The organism is Bacillus shivajii, assembly GCF_020519665.1.
GTDB classification, from domain to species: Bacteria; Bacillota; Bacilli; order Bacillales; family Salisediminibacteriaceae; genus Bacillus_CA; species Bacillus_CA shivajii.
On the sequence record NZ_CP084703.1, the window covers coordinates 875,786 to 891,837 of the forward strand.

The 16,052-nt window shown below is 38.0% G+C and carries 12 protein-coding genes; 6 read left to right on the top strand and 6 right to left on the bottom strand.

What is annotated here, in order from left to right; translation table 11 throughout:
- Window positions 1-1,140: an acetylornithine transaminase gene (locus LGQ02_RS04220; protein WP_226516984.1), complete on the top strand. Its 1,140-nt coding sequence runs from the start codon at window positions 1-3 to the stop codon at window positions 1,138-1,140.
- 116 nt (window positions 1,141-1,256) lie between these two features.
- On the opposite strand, the gene LGQ02_RS04225 is transcribed toward LGQ02_RS04220, so the two are convergent.
- Together LGQ02_RS04225 and LGQ02_RS04230 are read right to left on the bottom strand one after the other, a co-directional pair.
- The gene (locus tag LGQ02_RS04225) at window positions 1,257-2,207 is read right to left on the bottom strand and encodes a DEAD/DEAH box helicase (RefSeq protein ID WP_226516985.1); all 951 of its coding nucleotides are present in this window, start codon (window positions 2,205-2,207) and stop codon (window positions 1,257-1,259) included.
- A complete protein-coding gene (locus LGQ02_RS04230; RefSeq protein WP_226516986.1) occupies window positions 2,176-3,315 on the bottom strand; it encodes a TOTE conflict system archaeo-eukaryotic primase domain-containing protein in 1,140 nt (379 codons plus the stop codon). Before LGQ02_RS04230 ends, LGQ02_RS04225 begins: the two co-directional genes overlap by 32 nt.
- An 86-nt stretch (window positions 3,316-3,401) precedes the next feature.
- On the opposite strand from LGQ02_RS04230, the gene LGQ02_RS04235 reads away from it, so the two are divergent.
- Window positions 3,402-3,950 (top strand): DUF6155 family protein, encoded by a 549-nt coding sequence (locus LGQ02_RS04235; RefSeq protein WP_226516987.1) that lies wholly within the window; start codon window positions 3,402-3,404, stop codon window positions 3,948-3,950.
- 47 nt (window positions 3,951-3,997) lie between these two features.
- On the opposite strand, the gene LGQ02_RS04240 is transcribed toward LGQ02_RS04235, so the two are convergent.
- The 3 genes from LGQ02_RS04240 to LGQ02_RS04250 form a co-directional block, all read right to left on the bottom strand.
- Window positions 3,998-4,147: a hypothetical protein gene (locus LGQ02_RS04240; RefSeq protein ID WP_226516988.1), complete on the bottom strand. Its 150-nt coding sequence runs from the start codon at window positions 4,145-4,147 to the stop codon at window positions 3,998-4,000.
- A gap of 137 nt (window positions 4,148-4,284) precedes the next feature.
- Entirely contained in the window at window positions 4,285-4,974 is a 690-nt protein-coding gene (locus tag LGQ02_RS04245) for an SIMPL domain-containing protein (protein ID WP_226516989.1), read from the bottom strand.
- 122 nt (window positions 4,975-5,096) lie between these two features.
- Window positions 5,097-6,653 (bottom strand): ABC-F family ATP-binding cassette domain-containing protein, encoded by a 1,557-nt coding sequence (locus LGQ02_RS04250; RefSeq protein ID WP_226516990.1) that lies wholly within the window; start codon window positions 6,651-6,653, stop codon window positions 5,097-5,099.
- 164 nt (window positions 6,654-6,817) lie between these two features.
- Between LGQ02_RS04250 and LGQ02_RS04255 the strand changes: the two genes are divergently transcribed.
- Window positions 6,818-7,948, top strand: coding sequence for a DEAD/DEAH box helicase (locus LGQ02_RS04255; RefSeq protein WP_226516991.1), 1,131 nt, complete (start codon window positions 6,818-6,820; stop codon window positions 7,946-7,948).
- Between the two features lie 393 nt (window positions 7,949-8,341).
- Here the strand turns inward: LGQ02_RS04255 and LGQ02_RS04260 are convergent, their stop codons facing one another.
- Complete coding sequence (locus LGQ02_RS04260) at window positions 8,342-9,580, bottom strand: TraB/GumN family protein (RefSeq protein WP_226516992.1); 1,239 nt, start codon at window positions 9,578-9,580, stop codon at window positions 8,342-8,344.
- 432 nt (window positions 9,581-10,012) lie between these two features.
- Here LGQ02_RS04260 and LGQ02_RS04265 point away from each other — a divergent pair, with 432 nt between their 5' ends.
- The 3 genes from LGQ02_RS04265 (at window position 10,013) to LGQ02_RS04275 (ending at window position 15,915) form a co-directional block, all read left to right on the top strand.
- Window positions 10,013-11,527, top strand: coding sequence for a degradosome RNA helicase CshA (locus LGQ02_RS04265; protein ID WP_404802379.1), 1,515 nt, complete (start codon window positions 10,013-10,015; stop codon window positions 11,525-11,527).
- Between the two features lie 336 nt (window positions 11,528-11,863).
- Entirely contained in the window at window positions 11,864-15,184 is a 3,321-nt protein-coding gene (locus LGQ02_RS04270; protein ID WP_226516993.1) for a DEAD/DEAH box helicase, read from the top strand.
- Window positions 15,185-15,672: 488 nt separating this feature from the next.
- Window positions 15,673-15,915 (top strand): hypothetical protein, encoded by a 243-nt coding sequence (locus LGQ02_RS04275; RefSeq protein WP_226516994.1) that lies wholly within the window; start codon window positions 15,673-15,675, stop codon window positions 15,913-15,915.
- Window positions 15,916-16,052 lie beyond the last annotated feature (137 nt).

Consider the following 16,052-nt stretch of genomic DNA (forward strand, 5'->3'; position numbering starts at 1 on the left):
ATGAGTGCATTATTTCCAACATATGCAAGATGGGATATAACTGTAAAAGAAGCGAATGGAACAACGATAATTGACAATAACGGCAAGGAATATCTAGATTTTGCTGGAGGTATTGCCGTTTGCAATTTAGGTCACTGCAATGAACGTGTAAATAGCGCTGTAAAAGAGCAGCTAGATAAAGTGTGGCACGTTTCCAATTTGTTTCACATTGAAGGCCAGGAGAAGGTAGCACAGTTATTGACACACCATTCAGATGGGGACCTCGTTTATTTTTGTAATAGCGGGGCTGAAGCAAATGAAGCAGCAATAAAGTTAGCAAGAAAACATACAGGTAAAACGAAAATGATAAGTTTTAAACAGTCCTTTCATGGCCGAACGTTCGCAAGTATGTCAGCCACAGGTCAAGATAAGATTCATCAAGGGTACGGACCATTGCTTGAAGAGTTTATTTATTTGCCATTCAATGATGAAGTAGCTGTCGAAAAAACTATTGATGAAACAGTAGCTGCTGTTATTCTAGAAGTTGTTCAAGGAGAAGGTGGGGTCATTCCAGGAGAAAACAGTTTTATTAATCATGTAGCTAAGCTTTGCCAAGAAAACGGAGTGCTATTAATTGTTGATGAAGTTCAAACAGGAATTGGGCGTACCGGTAAGCCTTTTGCGTATCAACATTACGGAATTACTCCAGATATGATTACTGTTGCCAAAGGACTAGGGAATGGTTTTCCTGTTGGAGCGTTGATTGGGAAAGAGGAATTAAAAGAAACATTTGGTCCAGGAAGTCACGGTTCTACGTTTGGCGGAAATCCATTAGCGATGACAGCTGCAGAAGCGGTTTTAGAGACAGTTTTTGAAGGGGAATTTTTAGAAGAGGTTACAGAAAAAAGCCAATATTTCATGGCGAAATTAGAAGAACAATTAAAAGGAATCGATGTTGTGAAAGAAATTCGCGGAAGTGGCCTTATGATCGGGATTGAATGTACGAAAGAAGTCGCTGACATCATGAAGAAATTACGTCAACAAGGGTTAATTGTTTTAAATGCAGGTCCTAATGTCGTTCGATTGTTGCCACCACTGACGGTGACATATGAGGAACTTGCAAAAGTGGGGGATATGTTAGAGGTTCAATTAAAAAAGTAGTGTTTATTTTTAATCATTCATGTATAAATACTCTCTAATTTGAATGTTTATAAACGAATATAAACAAAAAGAGCCTGGAAAAATCCAGGTGCCTGGCATCTGGATTTTTTTGTTAATTAGAAAAGTTTCATTTGTTCATCTTTTGTTTCATCGTTATTTAACGTTTTGAATCCTAAAGCAGCGTATCCTTTTAAGCGCTTTTCATACATTTTCTTAATCATTGGCTGTTTATGGTCGATATAATCGTATACTTTGACAGAGGATTTGCCAACAAAATGACGGTGTAACCTTCCGACGTATTGTTGGAGTGTTCCTTTCCAGGAGATGGGCATTGCTAAAAATAATGTATCTAAACGAGCATCATCGAAACCTTCTCCAATATATTTACCTGATGCAATAATTAATCTTTCTTCATTTTCGGGAATCCTTTTCAACTGTTGTAAGCGTTCTTGTTCTTCTTTTTTCTTTAACCCTCCAGTGAGTACAATAACATTCTTGGCAAAATCTTTAAATTTTTCTTCAAGTTTCTTAATGTGTTCAATTCGTTCAGTTAAGATAATTGGAGAGCGCCCTTCTTCTAAACAATGTAAAACATCGTTAAAGATCATTTCATTTCTTCTTTCATCATTTACCATGTTTTTGTATAAATGATGAATGGTCATTTCGTTATTTTCATCAGATACATGAAAGGATGTATAGCGGGGGATTAGCACTTGTTTGAATGGGTAAACTTTTGCTTGTTGCTTAGCTTCAACTTTATAACGTATAGGACCGCATTGCATTGTAATGATTGGATGTAGTCCATCCTTTCGTTGTGGGGTAGCGGTTAACCCATGAACATATTTAGCATCTACTTGTTTCATCACTTTCTCAAATGAAACGGCAGAGATGTGGTGGCATTCATCTACGACTACTTGTCCATAATCTTTTAATAGGTTATTTACTTTTTCACGACTATTTAAGCTTTGAACCATTGCAATATCAACTATACCAGTTGGTTTCACTTTCCCTCCGCCAATTTGTCCGATATCATCATTAGTTAACTGTAAAATTATTAATATTTTCATAACACCCTCTTGGAAAAATGAAGCTTGTTTCATCTTCATCAAAGCTACAAATTTTTTTAGGAATTCTATGGGTAGATAGCCGTTTTGCTTGTGCTTTATAAAATTGAGGGTTACTAAAAGATGATAATTTAAGGCAATCATTAATAACCTTTGATGGAAAAGTATCTTTCTCTATTTTAATACCGTTGAGTAACTCAATTGATGTGTCTTGTTTTAGGTTTATATCTGTTCTCGTAAGATTAGACTTTTCTTGAGACAACTCAGATATTATTCTTTGAACATCTTTTTGTGACAGTTTTTTTATATGAGACAAATATGTCCATTGGTCGTCGTATGGTTCAAACTCTTGATTAAGGAATACACTATTTCCTTTTTCACGTGCGACCTTTTGTAAAGGAAGGGCAATCAAGTTTCCGAATCCACCTCGTGGCATAGAATCTTGGTTAGGGAACATTCGATCATAAGAATCCATACCAATTTGATAACGACTTTCTAGTGCTTTTTCTAAAATATTGTTCCCTAATCTTCTAGCCATTGAGGCGGGGGTTCGTTCAGAAAAGAAGATCCAAACGTGAGCCCCATTTCCAGAACGCGATCTCTCTACAGCTACTGGAATATGAAAAGTATTACAAATATCAATAAATGTTCTCACATCTTCGTTCCAGCTTTTTTTGTCAAAATCAATTGCGAGAAAAAAGCATGTATCATCTTTTAATAGTGGATAAATTCCGATTGTTTTCTTTCCACTAAGGTGATCAAAAAGAACTTGATCAGTTAACGGTGTCAATTTTCTATTTTTACAATCACTACATTTAATGTTCGGCTTCTCACATAGAACAGGATCCCATTCGTGATCACATGCTGGTGCGTAACCTGACTTGCCGCTTCTGGACTCCCACCGAACAGGAAAAACATCATTACGACCTTTAAATAAATCTTTAAAAATAGCAATACGTTGTTTTACGATTGCTGATTTTGATCTAGCATTTTCCTTTGGAACTGTATAAGGTATGCTGTGATCATTTAAGGTTTGCTTTAACCGTTTATTTTCTTCTTTTAAATGAGCATTTTCTCTGAGTACATGTTTCAGTTTCGTTTCTAAGTTCATGCAGATCCCTCAATATAATAGAGTCATATGTTATAATTTTAACCAAATTTATTGAATATTAGAAGATTTTTAGAGGGGTGTTTACCGTGAGTACTTTGAAAATTCCAGAACTGAAAAAAGAACTTAAAGAATTAGATAAAAAAGAGTTGATTAAACTCATTACCGAATTGTATAAGTTAAACAAAGATGTAAAGCAATTTGTCTCGTTGAAGTATAATCGAGAAGAATTGGTGAATGAATTATATGAAGAAGCAAAGGTGAAAATCGAAAATGAGTTTTTTCCAGAACGAAGCATGCCGAAACTGAGGCTTAAAGAAGCGAAGAATGCGATCAATCGATTTAAAAAGCTAACAGAGGATGAGTTTAAGACTCTAGATTTAATGCTTTTTTATGTTGAAAACGGAGTAGAATTTACAGTCTCTTTTGGTGATATTGATGAGAATTTTTACGGGAGTATGGTGAACATGTATGATCATGTCGTAGACAAATGTATTGATAATGAGAACTACTATCAGACATTTGCGAAACGACTAGAAGATGTCGTAGAAGATACAGGTGGTGTTGGATGGGGTTTCCACGATGCATTGACTGATATTTATTATTCAATCCCTTACATAATGGAAGATAACCCATGAAGTTCACAATAAAATCCAGGTGCCTTGCACCTGGATTTTATTGTGAATTAAATTAACCGCACACCTCTAGTTGGTTTATCTTGCTTTTCGATGACTTCGTTTCGTTCTCCACCATCTGCAAGTTCTTCTGAGAATTCGTGATTTTCTTTTTGTATATCCTTACTTTCTTTGTTCGTTTGCTTTTTATTTTTGTTCATCAAACACACTCCTTTTAAATGATTCTCTTGTAGCATTTCCTAAAATTACGTAAGATACCGTTGGAAATCGTTGTTTAAAAAGGAGTGTGAGACGGCTTCGAACCGTGTAGCAGGACATGTTTTTCCTATATAATTTATTAATAAGAATACGTCATTTTTACTCTAGCTGTAATTTGCAAAGTTCCGGGCTGGATAGGAGTAGCTTCTGCTGTCGCAAATAACATCGGTTGGAACGGTTGGACGGCCTCTTCTTCTCTTAATTCCTCGATTTTTTCTGGTACTGGGTTTAAAGAAATGTTTTGTTCGTCAGCCATAACATTTGCTTTGTTTTCTGCTTGTTGGATCGCTTGGCGCAGGGCATCATTGTACTCTTGGCTAGGGTCTTTTAACGTAAATTGAATGTTTGAAACGGTATTTGCACCACTTGCAACAGCAGTATCCACGACGACACCTGTCTCATCAATTTGGTCGATCGTGATCTGGAACTGATGGGTGACACGGTATCCACGGAATACTTGTTTTCCATCAATGTAGTCATATTGCATGTCAACGCGGTATTCAACAGTTTGGATGTTCGCTTCTGGAATACCGAGCTCCGTTAAACTTGCGATTACTTGCGAACTAACTTGTGCATTTTCTTGTTGAACTTCTTGTAACTGCCTCCCTTCAGTAATGACACCGACCGTAATTTTTGCTTCGTCTGGTTGAGCTGATACAATGCCTTTTCCGAAAACAACTAACGTACGTTTTGAATGGTTATTGCTGTTATTACGAACAGGGACACGGGGAGCTGGAGGGGCATGGCGAAACTGCGGTTGATAATACATTCGTAAACACACCCTTTCTTGGATTCCACTCTCCATGTATATTCAAAAAAAGCCGCAGTAACCTAGAAAATTTTGAGCTAGGCACTGCGACATTCATTTTTTATTAGATCATTGCTTTATTGTTAAAATACTTTCGTTGTCCATGTTTCTCCATTCCAAATATCAGTAGCGACATCTTGATAAAATTCAGGCTCGTGACTAATTAGAAGAATGCTTCCTTTGTATTCTTTTAACGCTCGTTTTAGTTCTTCTTTCGCGTCGACATCTAAATGGTTTGTTGGTTCATCGAGAACAAGCAGGTTTGTTTCTTCGTTGATTAGTTTACATAAACGCACTTTCGCTTTTTCTCCACCACTTAAAACAGCGACTTTGCTTTCAATATGTTTTGTCATAAGCCCGCACTTTGCAAGAGCGGCGCGAACTTCATATTGGGATAAGTGCGGGTATTCGTTCCATACTTCGTCAATGCATGTGTTGTTTGATTCAGTTTTAATTTCTTGTTCAAAATAGCCGATTTCAAGGAAATCACCGCGTTCAATGGTTCCGTTCAGTGGCTTAATTTCACCTAATAAGCTTCTTAACAACGTTGTTTTTCCGATTCCGTTTGCCCCAACGAGTGCGATTTTTTGACCGCGCTCCATACTTAAGTTTAACGGACGTGATAACGGCTCATCATAACCGATGACGAGATCTTTCGCCTGGAAAATATATTTACTCGGTGTTCGCGCCGTTTTAAAGTTGAACTCTGGCTTTGGTTTTTCTTTCGTTAACTCGATTTTTTCCATTTTGTCGAGTTTCTTTTGACGTGACATCGCCATGTTTCGAGTTGCAACGCGTGCTTTATTTCGAGCAACGAAGTCTTCTAAGTCAGCTATTTCTTTTTGTTGCTTTTTATAGGCAGCTTCGACTTGCTGTTTTTTTACTTCATATACATGTTGGAAGTGGTCATAATCACCAGCATATCGGTTTAATTCTTGGTTTTCCATGTGATAAACGAGGTTAATAACGCTGTTTAAAAATGGAATATCGTGAGAAATTAAAATAAAGGCATTTTCGTACTCTTGTAAATAGCGTTTTAGCCATTCAATATGCTGTTCATCTAAATAGTTTGTCGGCTCGTCCAACAGCAAAATGTCAGGCTTTTCGAGTAAGAGTTTTGCCAATAAAATTTTTGTGCGCTGTCCACCACTTAAGTCGTTGACATCACGGTCTAGGCCAAGTTCATCAAGGCCAAGTCCTCGAGCGATTTCTTCGACTTTAGCATCGATCGTATAAAAATCGTTGTTTGTCAGCATATCTTGAATGACTCCGACTTCTTCAAGAAGGGTTTCCATTTCTTCGGGAGTAACGTCGCCCATTTTTTCGTACATGGCGTTCATGTCTTCTTCCATTTTAAATAAATATTGAAATGCGCTTTTTAAAACGTCTCGAATCGATAGGCCTTTTTCTAATACAGTATGCTGGTCTAGAAAGCCAACACGGACGTTTTTTGCCCAAGAAACGGTCCCTTCGTCAGGCTCAAGCTCGCCAGTAATAATATTCATGAATGTTGACTTTCCTTCGCCATTTGCACCAATTAATCCAATGTGCTCGCCTTTTAAAAGACGGAAGGAAACATTATTAAAAATCGCTCGGTCACCAAAACCGTGACTTAAATTTTGAACGGTTAAAATACTCATATGATCGCACCTTTATAAAAAATTTGGTTTTATAACTAAAAATACGCTACACTCAATCTATCATCAATCTTTTTCCAGGTGCCAGGCACCTGGTTAATTATGGAAGAAGATGAAGGTGATTAAGATATATACGATTTTATAATGATAAAAAGTGAGGGTTATTGATGAATAGTACATCGCCTATGATACAGAGTTTTACACCTTTTTTACAAGAGGCTTGGGAAAAGTCTAATTTCTCAGGTCCAACACCGGTACAAGAACAAGCAGTTCCAGAAATTAATGAAGGAAAGGATGTCATTGTAGAAGCGCCAACCGGATCAGGTAAAACACTTGCTTATTTACTGCCGTTATTAAATAAAGTAGATTCGCAAAAGAAAAGTGCGCAAGTTGTCATTGTAGCACCTTCAAAAGAGCTTTCCATGCAAATTGCAGATGAGACGCGAAAGTGGTCAGAAGGGTCAGATATTCAAATTGCATCATTAGTCGGTGGGGCCAATATAAAGCGTCAACTTGACCGACTAAAGAAAAAGCCGCAAATGATTGTTGGAACCCCAGGAAGGCTACAAGAGCTTATTCAAATGAAAAAATTAAAAATGCATGAAGTGAAAACAGTCGTACTAGATGAGGCAGATCAGCTTTTATCACACGAACATGTAAAAGAAATGGACGATATAATAAAAGGAACTTTGAAAGATCGCCAGCTTCTCGTTTTTTCAGCGACGGTACCAAAAGAAATTGAAGGAAAAGCGAAAGAGCGAATGAATCAAGCTTCTGTTATTCGAATTGAGCAAAGTGATGATCAGCTTAAAAACGTTGCCCATTATTACATTACTTGTGAACGAAGAGATAAAATTGAACAGTTAAAAAAAGTGATGAACATGCCTAATGTTAAGGCGCTTGCTTTTGCAAACGATATTGATTTACTTCTTGAATTATCTTCAAAATTGGAGTATAAAGGACACAGTGTCGGTGTATTACATAGTGAAGCGACAAAACAAGAAAGAGAAGCTGCAATCAAAGAGTTTCGTTCTGGGAAAGTCCCTGTACTTCTTTCAACAGATGTAGCATCTCGCGGGCTTGATATTCAAGACTTGACGCATGTCGTGCAACTCGATGTGCCGCGTGATGAAAAGCAATATACTCACCGTGCTGGAAGAACGGGCCGGGCAGGGCGAAGTGGAACTGTCATTTCGATTGTTTCTGGACCTGAAGAAAAATGGTTAAAGCAACACGGCAAAAACTTAAACGTAACGTTTGAAGAGAAACGTTTTTATAAAGGGGAATTAACAGATTAAACATTAATGAAAGAAGGCCTGGGCATTGTTGTCCAGGCCTTCTTTCGATATTACACTCGCGATAGTTGTCACTTGTGAAAATTGAATCTCGCTTGTAAAATTTGGTACTTGCTTGTGAAAATAGGATCTCGCGTTGAAAAAGCCCCATCCCATGTGGAATGAAGGCCTTCTCGCGTTGGAAAAACACCAACTCATGTGGAATGAAGGCCTTCTCACGTGGGAAAAGCCCCACCTCATGTGGAATGAACATTCTCGTGTGGGAAAAGCACCACCTCTCGTGCTGTGGACATCACCCTTGTGTATCAATCCAGCATTGCAACTACTTTCTTTTGCATATAAAAACAGACAGTAAGATTACTGCCTGTTTAATTTACTGCCTATTAAATCATCATTTTATTGAATACCTTCGACGATATCATAGCCACGGTCTTCAAGTAGACCAACAATACTCGTTTCTCCGACAAGGTGCATGGCACCAACTACGACGAAGTATGTTTCACCGTGCCCATCTAACAGAAATTCCTCAATTTTTTCTGTCATGTCATAATCACGGTCGTCCATGAGCGCACGCATATACTCTTGATAATCATCACTTCTTGTTTCATCAATTTCTCGATGAGGAAGTAATGCATCTATATCTCCATTTCTCCAAACTTCCATGAGCTCGCCTATTTCTTCTTCAGCATAATCATACTCTTCAACAACTTCACGTAAGTATTCGATTTGGCTTTCTTCCGTTAATATGTCAAACATGGAGAGTTGACCTTCAAATGTCTCAAGTCCAATAATCTCGATGTTATCTCGAGCGCGTTCAATAAAGTAAAAGTCAATCCCATATTCAGCAGAGTAACCAGCATCTTCAACAGCTACGTTTGAAATCATCATTGCTGCATACCAAGGTTTTAACATGTTAATCATCGTTTCGTCATAATGATGGCCTTGTAATATGTCTACAGCATCAGAAAATAAATCTTCAGGTACAACGTTGCTTAAGGTTCTGCCATCTTGGAACGTCCCAACTTGATTCAGATAGTGTGCAACTTCAAACCCGTTTAGCTCCGTTGTATCTATTTCGACAGCTAAGTAATCAGCCTTGTCAAAAGCCTCTTCTACAGAGTCATGCAGCGGGAAGATCTCTTCCATTCCAACGTGAATGGAACCAAATAAGTAAACAGTATTATTGCCTTCTTCGACTTTGTAAAAAACTCCTTCTGACGGTGGTCCGGTTTCTGCAAAGTCAGGCCTATCATCGTAATGAACCGTCACGCCTTTTTCCATTAATAATTCAATCGTATCGAAATCATCATCATGAAAATTCCCGATTATATCAAGACTCTCCAAATTTTCGAGTTTTAAAAGCGGAGTAAAGTCTTCAATTTCGTTATCGGACAAGTCGACGGTTTCTAAGCTCTCTAATTGTTCAATCCCTATAATTGACTGGATCCCTTTTTCAGAGGCATCAATTGACGTCAATAACTTCGCGTCTTCTGTTGTGATATCTTTATTTAATTCTGCAGCCTCCAATACGGCAGTCTGCAATCCATCGTCAGGAAATTCGATCGTACTCTCTGTACAACCGATGAGTGTAAAAATAAAGAGAAGAATAAGTCCAGTTTGTAAGCTTTTTTTCATCGTTTTCCTCCTAAATTCTTAGTATGATAAGTAAAGTTTGTTGTTATTGTTATGTACGAATAAATTGTAAAGGAGTTTCAACATATTTTTCACCCATAAAAAATGATTAGCATTTCTCAAATCGATGTGTTAAGATTAATAAGTTGGTTTGAAAAAAACGAACAAAATACACATGATATTCATCTGGAATGGATTTATTTCATTTATGAATGGTTCAACATAAAATTGATAAGAATAACTTATGTAAGCTTATTCCTTTCAATAAAGGGGTAAGCTTTTATTCTTTTTTTAATAAAGTAATCGTGAGTCGATGAAAATAGCGATCAAAATCTTGGTAGAGCCGTGCATTTCACATCGCATTAATCTGGTTTAAACAGATTATTTGAAGGGTAGATCCAGTATAGAGATGGATAAATGAAAGGAAGAAACAATTTGGCATTATTTAAAGATCTAAATATCGAGCAATCGATATTACGTGCAATTGAAAGCATGGGGTTTACAGAAGCGACCCCGATTCAAGAACAGGTTGTCCCATATGGAAAAGAAGGAAAAGACATTATTGGTCAAGCGCAAACTGGAACAGGTAAAACAGCAGCGTTTAGTATTCCTTTAATTGAAAATATGGAAGCAGAACAAAAGCATCCACAAGGTCTTGTGTTAACACCAACGCGTGAGTTAGCCATTCAAGTTTCACAAGAAATTAATAAGCTTGGTCAATTCAAAGGCGTTCGTTCACTACCTATTTACGGCGGACAAGATATTGGCAAGCAAATTCGTGGTTTAAAAGACCGTCCACAAATTATCGTTGCAACACCAGGACGTTTTATGGACCATATGCGTCGTAAAACGATTCGTCCTGAATTTATGAAATCCGTTGTTTTAGATGAAGCTGATGAGATGCTAAGCATGGGCTTTATCGAGGACATTGAAACGATTTTGGCAGACGTTCCTGCTGAAAGAAATACGATGCTATTTTCAGCGACGATGCCACCACGATTAAAAACAATCGTACAAAAATTCATGAATGATCCAATCTCTATTGCAATTAAAGCAAAAGAAATGACGGTTGAAAACATTGAACAACGCTACATCGAAGTGCGTGAAAAAGAAAAGTTTGATGCGCTATGTCATTTATTAGACATAGACCCTCCTGAGCTTGCGATCGTTTTCGGTCGTACGAAACGAAGAGTCGACGAGTTAACGGAATCGTTAAGCATTCGCGGCTTTGCAGCGGAAGGGTTACACGGTGATATGAAACAAGAGCGTCGTGACCAAGTGATTCGTAAGTTTAAACGAGGAACGATCGAAATTCTCGTTGCAACAGATGTTGCTGCGCGTGGACTTGATGTAAATAACGTGTCTCACGTGTTTAACTTTGACTTACCGCAAGACTCTGAAAGCTACGTTCACCGTATTGGCCGTACAGGTCGTGCCGGAAAAAGCGGGATTGCTTTTAGCTTTGTGACACCAAAAGAAAAAGATCACTTAAACGTGATTGAAAAAGTTACAAAGAAACCGATGAAACGTCAAGGCGTACCAACGTTTGCTGAAGCACTTGCTGGTCGTCATCAACAAGCAGTTTCTCAATTAGAAAAAGCATTAGGCCAAGAGCTTGATGAAAACCTTTATGGTTATGCTCAGACACTGATGGAAGACAATGACCCTGTTGCGCTTGTAGCTGCAGCATTAAAAATGGTCACAAAAGAACCGAGTAAACAGACAGTGAAAATTACTGGAGAAGCACCGGTTCGTACGAAAAGAAAGTCTGGGGGAGGCGGATTCTCCCGTAAGCGTAATGATGACCGAAAAGGTGGTAAAGGCGGTTATCGTAAAGGTGGCGGCGGCGGTGGTCGTGAACGTGATCGTAACCGTAAACCACGTAAAGAACGTGACTCAATGAAACTTCGTGGTGGCGGAGGCGGAAAGAAACGCTCTCGTCAAGATTAACAAAATTAGTCACAAAAGGTATCTTCGATAAATGAAGATACCTTTTTCTGTTTAAGGATATACCAATTTTTTCCAGGTGCCTGGCACCTGGATAAAATTGGTTAATTGTCCCTCGTTTTAAAGCTTCCTTGAAACGACGATAAAATTCACGGTGAATGTAAGGATAGACAAGCTTTCATAGATAAAATTTGGTAAAATGAAGGGATAATGGTCAATACTTGTAATGGAAAATAAAATTTACACGAGCGAACAGACGTGGCGAAGTTCTTTTAGAAATCTCGTCTATAATCAGTTAGTCTATAATATAGTCATTTAGATGGGTGTGAGGTGAAGACGGTGAGGAATCATGCAATTTTAGAAGAGAAGGATATTGAGGGCTTATGTGACCTTCCGAATACATACAAAAGAGGTAAACGATATTTTACGGAAGGAAGAGTCGATGACTTTCGTTGGGATCTTCACGAAGAGTGTTATAAAGCATGGGTGGTTGGCTCGAAGTCTTATGAAGTGAAAATCAATTTATATGAAAATGGTACGATCAAAGGTTGCTCTTGCAGCTGTCCTGCTTTTCAAGACTTTACGGGGATTTGTAAGCACATCGTTGCTGTATTGCTTTATATGAAAAAGAAACATGGTTCAGAAGGAGAACGAGTGCTGTCGTCTACTCAACATGGCTTGAAAGAACAACTAAAAGATAAAGAAGTCGTTCACCGCTTAAAAGTAAAGGAACCTGCCCAAACGAAAGCATTACCTGAAATGGAAATGATGAAAGCGAAAAATTTTATTCATTCCTTTAGTGAAGTATATTACAACAAACAAGAACGTTATCGCGAAAAAGAGCTTCTCTCAGTTCAGTACGAACTGACTTTGCACGGTGGTTTTCGAACAAATCATGGTAGTATCGTAACGTTGGAATTGAAAATAGGCCCGAAGAAGCTGTATGTTGTAAAAGATATAAAGGAGTTTTTAGAAGCTGTATTTGAAAAGCGGTCATTAAAATTCGCAAAGCATTTCACTTATGACCCGTTAGATTATGACTTTTCAATTGAAGATCGCCACATACTTGAAACGATTTGGAAGTATTATCAAGTACAAGAAGATTCATCACCTAGCTCAATGGCCTACTACGGTTCTCGAAAAAGAGACAGGAGAAGTTGGACGGTTCCAGGTTCTGTCTTTGATGAGGTTCTTGATCTATTAGGTGATCGTCAAGTGACAGTTGAAACTCCAAATGGAACGATTCATGGTATAGATGTATCATCTGAAAGATTGCCAATGGAATTTCACCTTGAGCAAAATGATAACTATGAAGGGACGTACAAATTTACGTGGGAAAATGAAGATGACTTTATTTTATTAGACAAAGAATATAATGCGGCGCTTTACAAAGAAACGTTTTATAAATTGCCTACAGAAGGACGAGAAGCTGTTCATCTTCTTTCAAGACACTTTGAACTTCATGGGAAGGCATCGTTACACTTTGAGAAAAACGAACTCGAGAATTTCACATCTATGGTTATACCGCAATTAAAACAAGTCGGTGATGTCGGTATTAGTGAAGAGATCGATGACTTAATCGATATGTCGCCATTAAAAGCGAACCTTTATGTTGATTATGATGAAGAACGATTACGAGCAGAAGTAGTTTTTCATTACGGTGAGCACGAGTTTTCTCCCTTTGATCATGAATCGGAGACGACAGAGAAGGTCGTTGTCCGTGATGTTGAACAGGAGCTATATTTATTATCACTAATAGAAAACATTCCATTCAAATACAACGGGAAAGAACTTTATTTAAATGACTTTGATGAGATCATTGATTTTGTTTTTGACGAGATCCCAAAGCTTTCACAAGATTTTCATTTATATGCAACGAGTAAGGTGAAAAACTTAATGTATTCACCTGATGTTCAGCCAACAGTGAAAGTTGAGACGAACCAAGAGTTAAGTTTGTTAGACGTATCATTTCAAATGGACGACTTATATGAAGATGAGATCGATGCATTGCTAAAAGATTTATTAGCAAACAAAAAATATTATCGCCTATCAAATGGTTCGTTTGTCTCGCTTGAAGATCAGGCTTTTCAAGAAGTAAAAGAGCTTTATGAAGATTTGGATTTACCAAGTCATGATCTACGAGCGAATACATCTGTTCCGTTTTTAAAGGCATTTCAGCTAGATCATGAAAATACGTCTGTTTTAAAGCGAGGCAAGCAGTTTAAGGCACTTATTGAAGCAGTCGATCATCCTGAGGAGATGGATTTTGAGCTACCAGACGAACTTCAGGCTGAGCTTCGCCAATATCAGGAAACCGGCTTCAAGTGGATCATGTCACTGGCTCATTACAATTTAGGGGGCATCCTCGCCGATGACATGGGACTAGGGAAAACGGTGCAGATGATTGCCTACCTTTTAAAGCAAAAAGAGCTGGGAGTAACAGAGCCATCACTTATTGTTTGCCCATCTAGCCTTGTTTTTAACTGGAAAAAAGAGATTGAACGATTTGCTCCATCGCTAAACGTGAAAGTCATTACTGGTACTGTTCAGGAGCGACAAACGTTGATCAGTGAAGAAGATAGTGATACAGATGTTTGGATCACCTCTTATCCACTAATTAGAAGAGATCATGACGCATATGATGAAAAAGTTTTTTCATCAATGCTTTTAGATGAAGCTCAATACGTCAAAAACGATTGGACGAAAACGGCAAAAGCCGTTAAATCAATTCGAGCGAAGTATTTCTTTGCCCTTAGTGGAACGCCGATCGAAAACTCGTTAGATGAATTGTACTCGATTTTTGATATCGTTCTTCCGGGGTTATTCCAACATAAACGTGCATATAAGGAAATGTCGCAAGAACGCATCACAAAGCGAATTCGCCCGTTCGTCTTACGTAGGTTGAAAAAAGATGTATTAAAAGATTTACCTGAGAAAATTGAAAACGTCCAATACACTGAGCTCAATGAAGAGCAGAAAAAAGTGTATATGGCCCAATTAAGGCTCATAAAAGATGAAGCAAGTGATGCCATTAAACAAAATGCCTTTCAAGAGAACCGAATGAAAATTTTAGCGGGTCTTACAAGGTTACGACAAATTTGTTGTCATCCCGGCATGTTTCTTGAGAATTATGAGGGAGGCTCGGGAAAACTAGAGCGGCTTCTCGACTATATCGAGGAGGCAAATGCAAATGGACAAAGGCTCGTAATATTTAGTCAGTTCACAACGATGCTTGCGATTTTAAAAGATGAGTTTGACCGACGTGGCTGGCAATACCATTATCTTGATGGATCAACTCCTTCAGAAGAAAGGCTTAAATTAGCTGATCGATTTAACGAAGGGGAGAAAGACTTCTTTTTAATTTCTTTAAAAGCTGGAGGTACTGGTTTAAACTTGACGGGTGGAGATACAGTTGTCTTGTACGATTCGTGGTGGAACCCAGCAGTTGAAGAGCAGGCTGCAGACCGTGTATACCGTTACGGGCAGAAAAAAGTCGTTCAAGTAACAAAGCTCATTACGACTGGTACGATCGAAGAAAAAATCCATCAACTCCAAGAGCAAAAAAGAGAGCTATTAGACCAAGTGATTCAATCTGGAGAAACGATGATTTCATCCTTAAATAAAGAAGACATCGAAGAACTATTAGAGCTTGAAACGTGACGAATGTTCCGCTTCCATTTAGGAGGCGGTTCTTTTTGATTTTTTTGTACGTTAATTTATAAAATTTTAGCGAAGAAGTAGATCGACGTAGAGAAAATTTAAAAAAACTAAGTATAAGTTCAACTAACACCTCTGTCTTCGCCTAAAAGGCTCGCCAATCGGCGAGTTTTCTTTACACTATCAGAATTTATATAATTTCGGTTGATAGTATAACTGCTCCTGCGGTTACTCGTCGCATGTCGGAGTAATTTCGAAGAAGCTGTTGCTCGGTTCGGTGCAACTAAGGCTTTCGCCATTAGGACTTGGCGATAAGCCAAGTTTTGTTTATGAATTTCAGGGAATATGTATAGGCCAATACGCATAATTCTAAAAGCGTATATCAAAATTTGTGATGAGAGTTGGACTATAATTTGGTTAATAAAATTTTAGTGAAGGAGCTGATTCGACGTAGATGAAATGAAAAAGTAGAAAAAGAAAGGGGGAAGGTCATGACAGGGCAATATCCTATGAAAAGTCCAGGAGTTGCAGCTGTATTAAGTGCTCTTTGGACGGGGCTAGGACAAATCTATAACGGTCAAATCGGAAAAGGCATTCTATTTATGATCATTCAAATGATTAATGCACTATTATTTTTTGTTTTGATCGGGTTTATTACGTATCCTATTTTTTGGATCTTCGGAATGATTGATGCTTATAAATCAGCTGAGGCTTATAACCGGGGGGATCGATAATATCATTAAAAGAGGATGACTTATAAAGGAGCTTGGCACTTTGCTTTTGAGTCATCCTCTTTTTAAAATTTGGCTGTTTTCTAAAAGATTGTTGCTTTTGAACAAAATACGATTACCACTAAAATCCGTTACAGGCG

Bases quoted from the DNA above. Each gene is read 5' to 3' on its own strand.
- LGQ02_RS04220 (WP_226516984.1), top strand. From the start codon at position 1: ATGAGTGCATTATTTCCAACATATGCAAGATGGGATATAACTGTAAAA.
- LGQ02_RS04225 (WP_226516985.1), bottom strand. From the start codon at position 2,207: ATGAAAATATTAATAATTTTACAGTTAACTAATGATGATATCGGACAA.
- LGQ02_RS04230 (WP_226516986.1), bottom strand. From the start codon at position 3,315: ATGAACTTAGAAACGAAACTGAAACATGTACTCAGAGAAAATGCTCAT.
- LGQ02_RS04240 (WP_226516988.1), bottom strand. From the start codon at position 4,147: ATGAACAAAAATAAAAAGCAAACGAACAAAGAAAGTAAGGATATACAA.
- LGQ02_RS04245 (WP_226516989.1), bottom strand. From the start codon at position 4,974: ATGTATTATCAACCGCAGTTTCGCCATGCCCCTCCAGCTCCCCGTGTC.
- LGQ02_RS04250 (WP_226516990.1), bottom strand. From the start codon at position 6,653: ATGAGTATTTTAACCGTTCAAAATTTAAGTCACGGTTTTGGTGACCGA.
- LGQ02_RS04255 (WP_226516991.1), top strand. From the start codon at position 6,818: ATGAATAGTACATCGCCTATGATACAGAGTTTTACACCTTTTTTACAA.
- LGQ02_RS04260 (WP_226516992.1), bottom strand. From the start codon at position 9,580: ATGAAAAAAAGCTTACAAACTGGACTTATTCTTCTCTTTATTTTTACA.
- LGQ02_RS04275 (WP_226516994.1), top strand. From the start codon at position 15,673: ATGACAGGGCAATATCCTATGAAAAGTCCAGGAGTTGCAGCTGTATTA.